Source organism: Mesorhizobium sp. M00.F.Ca.ET.216.01.1.1, from assembly GCF_004010325.2.
Taxonomy (GTDB): Bacteria; Pseudomonadota; Alphaproteobacteria; order Rhizobiales; family Rhizobiaceae; genus Mesorhizobium.
Genome location: NZ_SADR02000008.1, coordinates 38,516 through 52,375, shown reverse-complemented (window position 1 = coordinate 52,375; position 13,860 = coordinate 38,516). Strand labels below are relative to the sequence as shown.

Below are 13,860 nucleotides of genomic sequence, written 5' to 3'. Positions count from 1 at the left end.
CGCGGCGGCTCGAATAATTAAGGGCACTTCGGGATAGGGCTCCCGGAAATTATTCCTACCCGCCACCCGCCACTCCCGTCAAGCGCGGCTCCCTCGAAAAGGGAGGACGCACCACATTGGCGAGCGAACAGACGGCGCAATTTTTCGCCTACAAGGCCTTGTGTATCGCCAAACTTTCGAGCGGTGCCAAGCGCGTCGGCGGCTTGCTGCTTGATCACCGGAATGAGAAAACCCGCCGCTGCGATCCGTCGCTGCGCACCATTGTTCGCCGCTTGGGCATTTCCAAAAGCTCGGTTCTGCGCGGCCTCGAAGAACTCATCAAAGCCGGCCTGTTCCGTCGCATCGATAGCGATACGAACCGGACAGCCTATCAGGTGAATTTCGTCAAATTGCGCGCCATCGTGACGGCATTCGAGGCGACCCGAAAACCGATCCCACGCAAGCGCAAAAATGGTACCAAAACTGGTACCGTTTCGGATCGGCAGACTGGTCCCAAAACTGACACCCAAGGTGGTCCCAAAAGTGGAACGAGGATCGTCCCAAAAGTGGAACCCCAACACAATAAAGAGAACACATTGAATCTAACACTGGGGTTCGCTGCCGCGACCCCTCCGGGTTTTCAGATCGAGAAATCGAATGGAAAACTTCCTTCGAAAGGCCCGCCGGCACCCCCACCCAAATCCGCCGCCCGACAGCGCCAGGCTGAGCCGCATTTGTCGCCGTGGGACAGAAAGCAGGCGCGATTGCTGGCGGCCAAGACCAAGGAGCAGGAGCCATGAAACGCCCGCATCATTATTCCGACAGTCAGCTTCGGTCGATTTGTCGCCAATTTTTGCGCGGTGATGGCCGACCGACCGAGGCGCAATTGCGCTCGGTGATGGCCCGCTGCCGCGAGATGATCGAGATCAATCGCGAACTGGTCGACCGCTTCCTTGAAAAGAAACCCGGACCGTTCGTGACAAAGGATGAGGGTGATGAGGAATTTGTCCGATGCCTGACCAAGGCCCCGGCCAACGTGCGCGCCCAGTTGCGGCGAGAGGTCACTGAATATCAGCAGCAGCACCCATTCAAACGCATGCTCGCCGCCTTTGACGAGGCCGAACGCCGGCTGCGGCAGCCGCGCTTGCGGCTGATCCGGGGCGGCAAGCGATGAGCAATCCCGGCGTCAATGGTGGCGTCGGCAGCAAGGAGGAAATGAGCATGGAAACCGAAGCGGCAACCATCGAACAGGAAATCCCGATGCACGAAAGGCGCTGGCGCGTCGAGACCGACTTTGGCGGCACTAGCCCGGCCGTCTGGTACGTCGAGGAGCTTGAGGAGCTTCAAGAACACGTCGAGCGCGGCCCGGACTGGAACCTGATCGAAAAGATCACGATCACGCTCAATCGAAGAAACCCGGAATTCGACAGGGAACAGGAAGTCGCCCGATTGATGGCGCGATGACCGCATCGCCGGCCCGGTGCTCGCGGCATCGGGCCGGCAAGACCCGGCGCGTCAATCCCGGCGCGGACAACCACAGGAGGACTGAAAAAATGAAACGGTGGAGAGTTGCCGTAACCTATCATCGACCGGGCAGCAAAACCAAAAACGAAGAGCGCACTGTCACCGACCCGGTCCAGATCGGAGAAATGCTCACAAACGGCCTCAACAACTCGGACGTGGCCTATTTGTGCATCACCAAGCTTCTGCCTCTGAGAAAGCCGGCATCATGAGCACAGATACCGAGCAAGTCTTCAGCAAGCCCGATGCCGCACAGTCGGCCAGGGTCAACGCCTTGGACACCGCAACAGCGGCGTTGGTTGCTGTCATCGAGCAATGGCCCGATGACGTGCACGATCAAGTCATGCGCGAGATCGTGCGCGATCTAGCCTACGAGCTTGTGATCGATGATCCTTATGACCAAGACGACGACACCGACTGGCCCAGCTTGCTGCGCGACATCCGCGCCGACCTGAAGGCTAGCGACATCGAACACGCGCTGCTGCTGATCCACTATGAACTAGGGGATTGTTGACGGCATCACCGGCCCGGGCGCGCCAACCGGGGCATTGACGGAGGGGGCATGTCCGAACTACCCGGCCTCGCCCCCGCCGCGCGCGGGCAATTCGGTTTCACTTTCCGCAAAATTCGCACATGCCCTCCTTCTCCGAAATTCACCGCATCTTGAACGCAGCTAACCGCCGATTGGCACGCTGTCCTTTTGACAGATGGGCCGTGTCTCAGTTTGAATTTCGGCTACGGGTGGAAGGCGGCCGTTTGGCTCGCCCAACGGAACGTGCAAGGAGTGCCATGAAGCGGTCGTTGAGCGACCCAGGTGCCTGATCCGCTGCTGGAGCGGGCAGCGTCCGAGTTTTGAGGCCAGCGGTCTCGAGCTTTATGAACCAATTCGTATGAACGGCGCTGTCCCGAAAACGGAGGTGAATATTTGATGTCGTGGAAACTCGATGAGACCGTGGAAACATCTGCGGGCGCTGTTGCAACGGGTCGTCTTGGTAGTGGGCCTGCCCTCGTGCTGGCCCACGGCTGGCCGTGGTCTTCGTTCTCATGGCATCGGATTATTCCGGAGCTTGCAAGGCGGTATCGTGTGCATTGGTACGATATGCCCGGATACGGACGATCCGACAAAGCCGCGGAGCAGCGCACGTCGCTCGATGTGCAAGGTCAGGTATTCGCCGAGATACTTGCGCATTGGGAACTCGAGCAGCCTATGGTCGTTGCCCATGATTTCGGTGGAGCGACGACGCTACGGGCGCATTTGTTGCATGGCTGCGACTTCGAGCGGTATGTTCTGATGAATGTCGTCGCGATGCGCCCTTGGGGATCGGAGTTCTTCGATCATGTCGGTCGCCATGTGGACGCCTTTTTGGGCCTGCCGCCGCATATCCATAGAGCGCTCGTGGAGGCCTACATCAAAGGGGCGATCGTAAACGACATCGATCCTGGAGATTTCGAGAAGCTTGTCGAGCCTTGGCTTTCCGAGGAGGGACGAGGAAGCTTCTATCGGCAATTCGCGCAAGCCGATGAAAAATATACCGCCGAGGTCGAGCCGATGTTCGGGGATATTCGATGTCCGGTAAAAATAATCTGGGGCGAGGACGATCCATGGATCCCGCTGGAGCGAGGCAAAACGCTTCATGCGCTGATCCCCCAGGCAGTGTTCGAAACACTGCCCGGTGTCGGCCACTTGCCTCAGCTCGAAGCCCCGCATCTCGTTCTGGAACGGCTGAACGCGTTTCTATCGCGCGAAGGCGAAGACTGATGAAGGGGGCGACCCTTGGGAAAGGTGAACAATTTTCCCTCGCTCTCTTCAATGTTCGCTTCGGAGCCGTTGCATCTCGTTGATGGCCGGCTGGCGAGGGTCAGCAACGGGTCGCGAGCAGACATTTAAACTGAAGGCACGACTGACAGATGCCGCCGATTGATTTTCTGGCCAATTTGGCCCATATTGCGGGGGTCGCGTAAGAAGCGGGGACCGGGTTTGCCAAGCCCGGCACTAAGGCCCGGAAACCGCTGAGCGCGCCGTCGCCGAAAGGCGTCGCGAAAACTCGGCAAGTCCGCCAGAACCCACCGCTTCGGAGAAACGCCCCCGCGTTTTTCATTGCTGGCCCGGCTGCTTTCTCCGCTCATCGCGGAACCCTCCATCATGCATATCATCCGCCCCTCGGCTTTCGCCGACGCGTCGTCATTCCCGACGCCGCTGGCCGATCTCGTCGTCCGCGTCGCCGTGGCCAATTTGGTCAGCGCCGCCCGGAAAATCTCGCTGCGCGACGCCGCCGCCCGGCACTATCCCGGGGACAGGCTCACCAGCGCCGCCGCCGGCTTCCTCGACATCGACAACGTACTCGCGCGGGCCGTCAGCGACCCGGCGCAAACCACCGTGCCGACATGGGCCGCCGAACTGGCCGGCGGCGTCGGCAGCGGCGGCGTCATCGCCGCGCTCACGGACGGGCAATCCGTCTATGCGCAGCTTGCCGCGCGCGGCCCGCGCGTCTCGCTCGCAGGCAAGGGCTCGGCGGTCCTGCCGCGCCGCGATCCGACACCAAGCATCGGCGGTGCCTTCGTCGGCCCGGGCGAGGCGATCAAGGTCAGCCGCGCAAATTTCGCCGGCTTGCCGATCCGGCCCAAAATGGCCGGCGTCATTTCGTTTTTTTCGCGCCAGCTTAGCGAGAAAAGCACCCCGGCCATCGAAAGCGTCCTGCGTTCGGCGATGGCCGAAGACACCACCATTGAAATCGATTCGGTCCTCCTCGATGCCAATCCGGCGACCAGCATCCGCCCCGCTGGCCTACTCGATGGCGTGGCAGCAACCGCCGCGTCGACGGAGACCGGCCTTGCCGGGTTGGTGGCCGACATTCGAGCATTGCTGGCCGCCATCACCACCGGGCCGCTGATCGATCCGATTTTCCTCGCCTCGACCGAAACCGCACTTGTTATGGGCCTGCTCGCGCCCGGCGTCGCCCTGCCGGTCATTGCCAGCCCAAGCGTGCCTGGCGACCGCCTGATCTTGGTCGATGCCGCCGATTTCGCCTCAGCCGAGGGCGATTTGCCGGGAATCAGTGTCTCCACGGAATCGACCATTCATGCCGAGGATACGAATCCGCTGCCGCTTGTTGACGCTGCCGGCGTCGTCGCCTCGCCTCAGGTATCGCTCTGGCAAAGCGATCTGATCGGCTTGCGGCTGCTGCTCGACGTGTCGTGGATCATGGCCCGTCCAGGCCGTGTCGCCGTGGTCGATGGCATCGGCTGGTAGGAGGCGGCCATGGAATTCCGCCCCAAGCAACCGCCCGGTCCCGAGAGCCTCCCGCGCTTGCCCTATCGGCCAGACAGCCGGGGATTTCGGTGGGACATCGATCCGGATGGCGTCGACATCCCGAGCGCCATGATTGCCATCGCCGAGGCAATGAAGGCGGTGCTGTCGCCCAAAGAGATCGCATCCCTCGGGCCAAGGCTGCTGCTCAGTATCGATCTGCGGAGCGGCGACGGATCTTTCTCCATCGAGCGCATCGAGGAGGCAGGCTGAGATGGACGAGCGGACCAAAGTGCTGGTTGACCACGTGGCGCGCTCGTTCGCCGAGGAGGTCAGGAAAATGCGCGCCAGCATCGACCAGAGAATGGCCGAGGCCGAGCAAGCCACCGACCGCCGGCTCAATGAAATCGAAAACGCCATGCTGCGCAGCTACCGGCGGGCCGTCAAAGAAATGCGCGAGGAAAACATCGACAAGGCGGTCGAGCTCGCGGCGCGGCGCAAGCGCAATGGCAGCGGGGCGCATCCATGACCGCTAGCGGCGGGTTCCGACGGTTTGGGTTGTTTGGGTATAACCCGGTCGCCGAAGCACCGGGCGAATTTTCGTTAAGAGATCTTGGACGAACTCGTAGTCATGCTCGATACATTTGACGATATGTCGCCCTCCGAAACCGGCCTCCTCGTAGAAGGGGTGTCGGCGGCAACGGCGGGCGTACTCAAACCTGAAGTACTCCCTCATTTTTTCCAAAATCTTGAATTTCGCAGCGACGGACATTTCCGGGCGTCCATCCGCGTTTACCCATTGCCGCGCGATGTCATCCGCGACATCACGGGCTGCGAATTTCATGCCGGACGTGATCCCGGTCACATACTCTTCCCGACGAAGGAGCATGCGATCGTGGACGAACCCGGAGGCGTGCACCCGGACCGCATCCTCCGGCAAAAGGTCCGTCATGATATGACCCTCGGGCTCCACCAAGCCACGGGTCACTAGCGACATGACGGCTTTGTATGTGTCGCCTTCGTCGTACCCCAACCGGCTCATTTCCTGGATGAGCGTACCAATCGTTGCATACCCTTCTTGGAAGAAGTCGATCTTGTCTTTTCGTTTCCGGATCAGGTATTCGAGGATGTCGCAAAAAATGAAATTGCTAGGCCGGACGTGGGATTCGTCAGCGCCGAGAATGTCATGAATGTAAGACGAGTGGCCGTTCGCGTACAACGCGTAGCGGCCCCGCATAAGGGCGCGGAGGATGTGGCGCTCGGGTATCTTATATTCCTTTCCCACGATAGCCGCGCCGGTGATCTGGTTCGTCTGAATATGGGGTGAGATGATGATGTCGCTGAACATGCCTAGGGCACGGCGCACATCCTTCGCTACCAACGCCTCTAGCGACGATGCGATCTGGGTCTCCCTGTTGTCGAAGAGCGATGCGTAGACGCTCATCAAGAACTCGCCCAGACGAGACGCCGGATAGGTGATGCGCTGGCCGCCGGTCAGGCTATACTCCAGCTTCTTCCCGATCTCGTCGGTCAAATTTTCCAACACGAGCTCGAGGCGCTTCCTGATGACAGGCGCGAACCGAGGCGGCTTGATGTAGAAGTTGATGGCATTGATGAACGCGTCTAGCGGCGGCTCATCCTTGTGGGCCTCGAAGGTTGAATCCCGAAGATTGACCAGGATCAGGCCCTTGGTGATGTCCTTGAACCATTGCGCCGCTTCGAAAACCTTAAGCTGCTGTTCGCGGGTGCGCTTGTCCACATTGTCGAATAACACCACCAGGCCGAGGTGCCTCTCGCCGGAGTAGTGGCGCGCGATGGCCTCTGTGAACTTGATCGGATCGGCCATCAGACTTTCGAGCAACGCCGTGCGCTTGCGGACGTATTCCGCCCGATCGGCGGAAACAAGCATTTTTGCCGGCCCGCGCTCGAATCTGTTCAGTTCGGCCGAGAAGATGCGCTGGACCGTTTCCAAGTCATAGATATCGATTTGGTTCTCACGGCCGAACGACTGCAAAAACTGCTCTGCTATGAATTTCGTGACGCCCTCGAGCTCCGGCCCGGTGGCGTTGAAATTCACAAACGACCAGAGTGTCTTATCCCTTACTTCCTTGGTCATCAGACGACGGTAGTACCGGCGCATGAAGGTGCTCTTGCCGGAGCCGACTGCCCCGACGATGAGCTGCACCCGGCTATAGTAAGCAGGGTTGCCGGCGAACCTCTGGACCTCTGTCGTAAGGCCCGGCGCAGTGGTCCGGCTGGTCTCGATCGCCTTTAACTGATTGCCAGCGATCTTGCTCGTCCGGTCTTTAAGATAAGTCTCTAGGATGCCTTCGTAAGTGTTCAACTCATCCGAGGTCACGTAGGCATGATCGATCACATCGTCGGACGTGTCGTCGGTATTCTCGAAATATTTGGTCAGCACCGGAAAAAGGGGTTCGGCAAACTCGTTGACGCCGAGTTGCCGGGTAAGTTTGGAAGGAGTTCCAATGGAGGCGGCAACGGGCCAGAACTTACGGGCTTGGAAATGCGGGTCGAGCTTTTTCGAACGCTCTTCGAGAGCGTTGCGGCCAATCGCGCCCACGATGGCGTCGAAGACAGCCGTACCGGGACCCGCGTTGATGGATTTGGCGATAAGGACATTGGTTTCGCTATCCCACTCCGACAGGGCGATCTGCTCGCCGTTGCTCGCTAGGACGTAACCGATGGGGTTGACTTCGGGAGGGTAACGCTTGTTGATTTCTCCGGCATATAGACGCGCCTCGCGCAGACCCACCTCAATGGCGATGTCCGGCCCCTTCGCCTCCACGATCGCCAAGGGACGGCCGGCAATCCAGATGGAGTAATCCGGAAAGTAGCCGAACCGCTTGCCCGCCGCCTTGTCGACTTCAGTGGGGGTCATGTACTCCTTGGTTCGCACCCACTCCGTCCTGATGTTGAGATAGCTGGCGTTTGTCAGGAACGGGAAGAGGAGTTTTTGCTCGACATCACTTTCGGTGCGCAGTTCCCTAGGTGAGAACTGCGGAGTGATGAACTTTGGTTTCCCATGTAGACGGGCAATCATGCGCCGCTCCGACGAATCAGCGTATATTACCCTATGCTGTAGCTTAATACGCTGTGGTCCATTTCAGTAAATTTAACCGCTGGTCCGCATCCCAACCGCCGCCATCGCGCCACGGTGCGCACAGCCGAGAAGCACAGCGGCCAGCCGGAACGCGCGCTAGCCGGACCGCCGCCCGTTCCCGACTAACGAAGACCACCAGCGAAAAAGCAATTGCAACTGGAAGTCGCCGTTCGCAAAGCCCTGATAGCCCGCCTGCCAGCGCCGCCAGCGCACACGGGCCGCATCGCCGGGCAGCGCAGCGGCCAGCAAGCAACGTGCGCCTGTAGGCCGGCTATTTCCAGAACTCGCGCACCTGTTCGGCGGTGATCTCGGAAAGCAATTGCTGTGCGCCGGCCACAACGGCGTGGCTGAAACGAAACTGATCGCGGATCGGCTCGTGGTCGCGATTGAGCGCATCCATGGTGTCGACAAATTGCAGCGTCGCCCTCGTCGCATGTGCCCACAAATCGCCGACGAAAAGGCGGAAGCGATCCGGGTGCGGAACCGGCCCGATGAGCTTCTGGCCAACGTCGGTCATTTGCCACGCAAGGCCGGCGGTGCTGGGATGGCTCCCTGCATTCGAAAAGAAATCGAAGCTCTGCTTGAGATCAAACTTCGCTGCCCCCCGGTCCTTTGCAAGATTGTCAAAGACCTTGCCAAAGCCGTATTTCTTGTAGCGTTCCTTGCCGTCGCTTTCGAACCACTCCTGCGCATCAGATGGCCGATGGCGAAAATATTCGATCAGCTGGTGGCATTCCACCAGATCGCGAACTTGATGGCTGGCTGCCGACCAGAAACCGGACAAGGCCAAATGGCCTGCAGCCCCGCAATCGTTGATGATCCGCACGCCGAGATCGACGACAGCGAAAGTGGCGCGCTCGTCTTTCCAGCTTCCGCCGTGAACAACATCCTCGATCAACCTGACGCACCCGAATGTGCCGGCGCGGAAGGCATCGCCAAGGTTGCCGTTCTGGATCAGTGGCCGGTGCTGCGCCTCAACCGCGCGAACATCGAAAAGCATGTGCTTCGCCTTTTTGTCAGCAGCGATTCGCCGCCATGGCAAAGCATACTCCGCTATCGCCCACGCTCCCGTTAAACATTCCGGGCTCGCCGACGATGCGCTCATGCAGGCGCTCGACGCGCGCCGCCATCTCGCTCAGGTGATCCTTGTTGGCGCCATTCGCCAGCCGCCAGGACCGTCGCGCGGCTGACTTGCGCCTGCGCGGCAATCTCGAAGCGCGACAGCCCATGCGATTCGAGTTCGGCAATCATCGGATCGCTGGCGTCGAGCAAAGCGCGGAAATCGCACCAATTCTATTCTGGGCCTATTTAGGCTAGGGCCGTCTTCCCGCCTTTCTAAGACCAGACCGATTTTATCAGCGATTTCAGGTGGTTGTGCTGGCTGGGGAACCTGGATTCGAACCAGGACTAACGGAGTCAGAGTCCGTGGGTCTACCGTTAACCTATTCCCCAGCAGGCGCGGTCGCGCAGGGTGGGCCGCCAAGCGGCCGCGCGTGCCTTGTAGCCGCCGCCGGAAAATAGTCAAGCCTGCCCAGCACTTCAATTCGACTGGTTTCGTCAGCCCGGTTCGGACGTCATGCTTCGAAGGTGGGCGTACAAACCCAGAGCGTCGTCTGGAGGCCCGGCGTCTAATTCTGGCTGCGGCTGTATTGCGAGTGCTCGAAGAACAGCACGACACAGAGCGCGATCAGCAGCGGGATGATCAGGTAGAACAGCCGGAACACCAGCAAGGCTGCCAGCACGCCGACCGGGTCCATATGCGAAAGCCCGGCCAGGAACACCACCTCGAACACGCCGAGCCCGCCAGGCGCATGCGAGATCTGCGCGATCGAGAACGACACCAGGAAGACGCCGAGCACGACGAAATAGCCGGGATTGCCTGATACGGGCAGGGCGAAGAAGATGATCGCCGTTGCCGCCAGAAGCTCGATGGGGCCGATCAGTAATTGCCGCACGACGATGGGCAGCGCCGGATAATGCAGTTGGAAGCTGCCGATCCTCAGTGGCTTGAGGTGCAGCCAGCTGCCGAAGGCATAGGCCGCCACCAGGATCAGCATGGCGAGCCCGGCGGCTATCGCCAGCCCATGATGCGGGGCGCCGGAAAAGCGGTCGATGATCTCCGGTTCGAGCACCAGCACGATGCCCGACACGAACAGCGTCGACAGCACGAAGGTGATCCAGCAGATTGCCACCAGAATGCCGACATCCTGGCCGGTCAGGCCCTTGGTGCCGTAGGCACGGTAGCGAATCACGGCGCCCGAAAACACCGAGCCGCCGATATTGTGCGACAGCGCATAGGTGGTGAAGGAGCTGAAGGTGACGAACAGCCATGACACCTTCTTGCCGATATGCAGCAGCGCGATGTGGTCGTAGCCGGCGAGCGAGGCATAGGCGACGACCGAGCTCAGCGCGGCGAGCACCCAGCCGCGGGTGGGAATGGCGACGATGCCGTCCCAGACGTCGTCGAGCGAGATGCCGCGCAACTCGTGCCAGAGCAGCCACAGCGAGAACACCACCGCCGCAAGCCCGATGGCCGGCCAGAGATAGCGCCTCCAGTTCATGGCGTAGTCGTCATGCGCTGCCGCCCATTTGTTTGGATTCGGGCGGAACCGCCCGCGGTTCTGCCTTATCCACCGCTCCATTTCAGAAATGCCTGATTGAAGCCGGCTATTCAACTGCGAAGGCAATGCCGCTTCATGCTGCCGGCAAAATTCGCTCCATGTACTCTTGGTGATCCGGCGCGGCGCTGCTAGTCTGGCGGCAACTTGAAACATAAAAGCGCCTGCTGCGTCCGGTCTCCGGTTCGCGCGGCGCCGGAAGGAACGATAGTGGAAGACCACGACACCGGCGCCAGCGCGCCGGAAGTGGGTGTGTCCAGGGCTTCGCCGACGCCGCCAGGCCAGGCAGGCCCATCCGCCGGGCGGCATCACGACCGCCATGCGGAGCCCCGGTCCGGGAACGGACAGGCAGGTGACGCCCAGCATCAGAAGGGCAAGTCCCGGAAGCGGCGCAAGCGCCGGCGCGGGCGCAAGGTTTTCGTACGCGATGACAATCATGCCGTGGTAGCTGTCCCCTCGACGCCCGCCGCTACCATTGCTGTCGCTCCAGCCGTCCGTCGGTCCGATGCGATGATCTCGGCCGGGCCTTCGCCCCTGCAGGCAAAGCCGGAGCCAGGCGCTTATTACCGGCCGCCGATGCAGGAACTGCCGGTGTTTGCCGCACTCGATCTCGGCACCAACAATTGCCGGCTGCTGGTCGCGGTGCCGACGCGTCATGGCCAGTTCCGCGTCATCGATGCGTTTTCGCGCATCGTCAGGCTGGGCGAGGGGCTCACCGCCAATGGCCGGCTTGGCCAGGCGGCGATGGACCGCGCAGTCGAGGCACTGAAGATCTGTGGCGACAAACTGCGCAACCGCAAGGTCAGGAAGGCCAGGCTGATCGCCACCGAGGCCTGCCGCACCGCCGCCAACGGCGTCGAATTCCTTGAGCGCGTCGAGCGCGAGGCGGGTCTCAAGCTCGAGATCATCGACCGCCAGACCGAGGCGCGGCTGGCTGTGTCGGGTTGCGGCTCGCTGGTCGAGCGCGATACGCAAGGTGTCGTCCTGTTCGACATCGGCGGCGGCTCGTCCGAAATCGCGCTGATCGATCTTACCGGCCGGCGCTCGCCACGGCTCGCCAACCACATCGTCTCCTGGACGTCGCTGCCGGTCGGCGTCGTCTCGCTGGCCGAGCGTTTTGGCGGCCGCACGGTGACGCGCGAGATCTTTGCCGCCATGGTCGAGGACGTTGCCGCGCGCCTGCACGCCTTCGACGGTCGCGACCGTCTAAGCCACGTGCTCTCCAGCCCGAAATTCCATCTGCTAGGCACCTCGGGCACGGTGACGACGCTGGCCGGCGTTCACCTTGACCTGGAACGCTACGACCGCCGCCGGGTCGACGGACTGTGGATGAACCGCAACAGCGTTGACCGCATGGTCGAGAAGCTGGTCGGCTGGGATTTCCAGCAGCGCGTCGCCAATCCATGCATCGGCGCCGACCGCGCCGACCTGGTGCTGGCCGGCTGCGCCATCCTGGAAGCGATCCGGGGGGTCTGGCCATCCGAGCGGCTGCGTGTCGCCGACCGTGGCCTGCGCGAGGGCATTTTGAGCGAACTGATGGCCGATGCCGGCGTCTGGCACAATGATGCGCGTGGCCGGCAATGACCAAGAGACCGCAAAAGCCGGGTACCGCCGGCATTCGCGTCCTGAAGACGCGGGTGAAGAAGAAAAGCGGTCTGAAGGAATCCTCGCGCCGCTGGCTGCAGCGCCACATCAACGACCCCTATGTCCAGCGCTCCAAGGCCGAAGGCTATAGGTCCCGCGCGGCCTACAAGCTGATCGAGATCGACGACAAGCACCATCTGCTCAAGCCTGGCATGAAGGTCATCGACCTCGGCGCGGCGCCCGGCGGCTGGTGCCAGGTCGCGGCAGCGCGCACGAAGTCGACGGCCGAACACCCGCATGTCGTCGGCATCGACTATCTGGAGATGGATGCGGTGCCCGGCGCGCCGGTGCTGCTGATGGATTTCCTCGACCCGCAGGCGCCGGAAAAGCTCGCCGAGACACTGGGCGGCCAGCCCGATATCGTGCTCTCCGACATGGCGGCGCCGACCACTGGCCACAAGAGGACCGATCACATCCGCACCATGTATCTGTGCGAGGTGGCGGCCGATTTCGCGCTGTCGGTGCTGAAGCCGGGCGGTCATTTCCTCGCCAAGACTTTTCAGGGCGGCGCCGAAAACGAGTTGCTCGCCAGGCTCAAGCAGAATTTCCGCTCGGTTCACCACGTCAAGCCGCCGGCCTCGCGGGATGAGTCGGTGGAGCTTTACCTGCTGGCGAAGGATTTTAAGGGGTAGCGCCTCCCTTCTCCCCTTGTGGGCTAGCGTGCGCACACATTTGCTTCGTGTGGATTAGATGCAAGAGCGAAGCCCTCGGCGATGGCGTGGAAGCGTTTGAGGCCGTTGCTGAAGGTGACCGGGCCTGGCGGCCGCTCCTTGGCGTAGCCGTTCCATCCTCCCAGCCGGGCAATGCACCAGGCGGCCCGGGCGAGCGTGTGCACGGGGTGCGGGTTCTTCTGCTTTTGGGTCTTGCCTTCGAGCCTGGTGATGAGCGCTTCCAGAACACTGATCTCGGTGGGGCTGAAGAGGCGTGCGGCCGTGAAGGCCTGGCCGGCCGCGCCGCGTCCGTGCACGAGTTGCATAACCCTGGTGGCGACGATCAAGGCGGCGGCGGCCAGGCGCTCGAGCGCGTCGCCATCGGCGATGAGACTTTCCTCCAGATCGATGGCTTGCGACTTCATGGTTCTAAACAGCTGTTCGACCCTCCAGCGCGAGCGATAGAGATCGACGATGCGGCAGGCATCGGCGCATGTTTCGACGGTGTGGGTGGTCAACAGCCGCCAGATCACCGCTTCCTTCGGCGAAGGTGGCTCGATCTCGCGCACTTCCACCATGTTGAGCGTAAGTTCGCCAGGATCGCGGCGATCGGCGCCAAGGCGCGGCTGGCGCAAGCTCACCGCGGCGAAGCGAACGGCCAGCTCGACAGTGCGTGCCGGCCGGCCGGGACGGGCCCTGCAGCTCGAAGGCGATGCAGCCGGCTTCCGGCGTGTTGGCGATCGCGCTGAACAGGCGGCCCTGCGTGCCCAAGGCCCTGTCCCGTACGGCGCGGATGAGCACATGGGTGCGCTCGTCGGGCAGCCTTGCAAACACTTCGTAGATGTCGGCCTCGCGGTCGCCGATCACGGTGGCCAGCGGTGTGTCGGTCAGCGCTTGGCACGCCGCCTTGGCCGCGGCAATCCATTTATAGCTTTCCTTGTCCTCGATCGGCAGCGCCTGGTAGTCGTCCGCCTTCTTTGCCTCGCGCCGCCAGATCGTGGCGGCCGCAAGGCCCAGAACCGAGCCGTCCGCGGCATCCACGGCCAGCGCCGATGCACGAACAGCCCGACATCCTTGCCA

18 protein-coding genes and 1 tRNA gene are annotated in these 13,860 nt (G+C 61.7%); 12 read left to right on the top strand and 7 right to left on the bottom strand.

Annotated features, from left to right (window positions below):
• The first annotated feature begins 116 nt into the window (after positions 1 to 116).
• The 9 genes from EN859_RS12595 to EN859_RS12555 all read left to right on the top strand — a co-directional run bounded on the left by EN859_RS12595 (position 117) and on the right by EN859_RS12555 (position 5,276).
• The gene (locus tag EN859_RS12595) at positions 117 to 779 is read left to right on the top strand and encodes a helix-turn-helix domain-containing protein (protein ID WP_127854420.1); all 663 of its coding nucleotides are present in this window, start codon (positions 117 to 119) and stop codon (positions 777 to 779) included.
• The gene (locus tag EN859_RS12590) at positions 776 to 1,153 is read left to right on the top strand and encodes a hypothetical protein (protein ID WP_135913530.1); all 378 of its coding nucleotides are present in this window, start codon (positions 776 to 778) and stop codon (positions 1,151 to 1,153) included. Before EN859_RS12595 ends, EN859_RS12590 begins: the two co-directional genes overlap by 4 nt.
• On the top strand, positions 1,150 to 1,443 hold the full coding sequence (locus EN859_RS12585) for a hypothetical protein (RefSeq protein WP_127854418.1): 294 nt from the start codon (positions 1,150 to 1,152) through the stop codon (positions 1,441 to 1,443). The genes EN859_RS12590 and EN859_RS12585 overlap by 4 nt, the downstream gene beginning before the upstream one ends.
• Entirely contained in the window at positions 1,440 to 1,712 is a 273-nt protein-coding gene (locus tag EN859_RS12580; protein ID WP_127854417.1) for a hypothetical protein, read from the top strand. The genes EN859_RS12585 and EN859_RS12580 overlap by 4 nt, the downstream gene beginning before the upstream one ends.
• Positions 1,709 to 2,014 (top strand): hypothetical protein, encoded by a 306-nt coding sequence (locus EN859_RS12575; RefSeq protein WP_127854416.1) that lies wholly within the window; start codon positions 1,709 to 1,711, stop codon positions 2,012 to 2,014. Before EN859_RS12580 ends, EN859_RS12575 begins: the two co-directional genes overlap by 4 nt.
• 414 nt (positions 2,015 to 2,428) lie before the next feature.
• Positions 2,429 to 3,259, top strand: coding sequence for an alpha/beta hydrolase (locus tag EN859_RS12570; protein ID WP_127854415.1), 831 nt, complete (start codon positions 2,429 to 2,431; stop codon positions 3,257 to 3,259).
• Between the two features lie 384 nt (positions 3,260 to 3,643).
• Positions 3,644 to 4,750 (top strand): hypothetical protein, encoded by a 1,107-nt coding sequence (locus tag EN859_RS12565; RefSeq protein ID WP_127854414.1) that lies wholly within the window; start codon positions 3,644 to 3,646, stop codon positions 4,748 to 4,750.
• A gap of 9 nt (positions 4,751 to 4,759) precedes the next feature.
• Complete coding sequence (locus EN859_RS12560; protein ID WP_127854413.1) at positions 4,760 to 5,020, top strand: hypothetical protein; 261 nt, start codon at positions 4,760 to 4,762, stop codon at positions 5,018 to 5,020.
• Between the two features lies 1 nt (position 5,021).
• Positions 5,022 to 5,276: a hypothetical protein gene (locus tag EN859_RS12555; protein ID WP_127854412.1), complete on the top strand. Its 255-nt coding sequence runs from the start codon at positions 5,022 to 5,024 to the stop codon at positions 5,274 to 5,276.
• A 3-nt stretch (positions 5,277 to 5,279) separates the two neighbouring features.
• On the opposite strand, the gene EN859_RS12550 is transcribed toward EN859_RS12555, so the two are convergent.
• The 3 genes from EN859_RS12550 to EN859_RS38650 all read right to left on the bottom strand — a co-directional run bounded on the left by EN859_RS12550 (position 5,280) and on the right by EN859_RS38650 (position 8,694).
• Positions 5,280 to 7,808 (bottom strand): hypothetical protein, encoded by a 2,529-nt coding sequence (locus EN859_RS12550; protein ID WP_127854411.1) that lies wholly within the window; start codon positions 7,806 to 7,808, stop codon positions 5,280 to 5,282.
• Positions 7,809 to 7,964: 156 nt separating this feature from the next.
• Positions 7,965 to 8,117 carry a hypothetical protein gene (locus tag EN859_RS38090; protein ID WP_189501902.1) on the bottom strand — a complete coding sequence of 51 codons (153 nt, stop codon included), beginning with the start codon at positions 8,115 to 8,117 and terminating at the stop codon, positions 7,965 to 7,967.
• A gap of 22 nt (positions 8,118 to 8,139) precedes the next feature.
• On the bottom strand, positions 8,140 to 8,694 hold the full coding sequence (locus EN859_RS38650) for a hypothetical protein (RefSeq protein WP_210237689.1): 555 nt from the start codon (positions 8,692 to 8,694) through the stop codon (positions 8,140 to 8,142).
• 51 nt (positions 8,695 to 8,745) lie between these two features.
• On the opposite strand from EN859_RS38650, the gene EN859_RS38645 reads away from it, so the two are divergent.
• Complete coding sequence (locus EN859_RS38645) at positions 8,746 to 8,943, top strand: hypothetical protein (RefSeq protein ID WP_210237688.1); 198 nt, start codon at positions 8,746 to 8,748, stop codon at positions 8,941 to 8,943.
• A 26-nt stretch (positions 8,944 to 8,969) separates the two neighbouring features.
• On the opposite strand, the gene EN859_RS38085 is transcribed toward EN859_RS38645, so the two are convergent.
• The 3 genes from EN859_RS38085 to EN859_RS12535 form a co-directional block, all read right to left on the bottom strand.
• Positions 8,970 to 9,140, bottom strand: a complete 171-nt coding sequence (locus tag EN859_RS38085) for a hypothetical protein (RefSeq protein ID WP_189501900.1) — start codon at positions 9,138 to 9,140, stop codon at positions 8,970 to 8,972.
• Between the two features lie 106 nt (positions 9,141 to 9,246).
• Positions 9,247 to 9,320: transfer RNA gene (locus tag EN859_RS12540), tRNA-Gln, on the bottom strand.
• A 176-nt stretch (positions 9,321 to 9,496) separates the two neighbouring features.
• Complete coding sequence (locus EN859_RS12535) at positions 9,497 to 10,429, bottom strand: lysylphosphatidylglycerol synthase domain-containing protein (protein ID WP_127854409.1); 933 nt, start codon at positions 10,427 to 10,429, stop codon at positions 9,497 to 9,499.
• A gap of 267 nt (positions 10,430 to 10,696) precedes the next feature.
• Between EN859_RS12535 and EN859_RS12530 the strand changes: the two genes are divergently transcribed.
• Together EN859_RS12530 and EN859_RS12525 are read left to right on the top strand one after the other, a co-directional pair.
• Entirely contained in the window at positions 10,697 to 12,070 is a 1,374-nt protein-coding gene (locus EN859_RS12530; RefSeq protein WP_127854408.1) for a Ppx/GppA phosphatase family protein, read from the top strand.
• Positions 12,067 to 12,762 carry an RlmE family RNA methyltransferase gene (locus tag EN859_RS12525; RefSeq protein ID WP_127854407.1) on the top strand — a complete coding sequence of 232 codons (696 nt, stop codon included), beginning with the start codon at positions 12,067 to 12,069 and terminating at the stop codon, positions 12,760 to 12,762. Before EN859_RS12530 ends, EN859_RS12525 begins: the two co-directional genes overlap by 4 nt.
• A gap of 23 nt (positions 12,763 to 12,785) precedes the next feature.
• On the opposite strand, the gene EN859_RS12520 is transcribed toward EN859_RS12525, so the two are convergent.
• Positions 12,786 to 13,583 (bottom strand): IS4 family transposase, encoded by a 798-nt coding sequence (locus EN859_RS12520; protein ID WP_127854406.1) that lies wholly within the window; start codon positions 13,581 to 13,583, stop codon positions 12,786 to 12,788.
• Between the last annotated feature and the right edge of the window lie 277 nt (positions 13,584 to 13,860).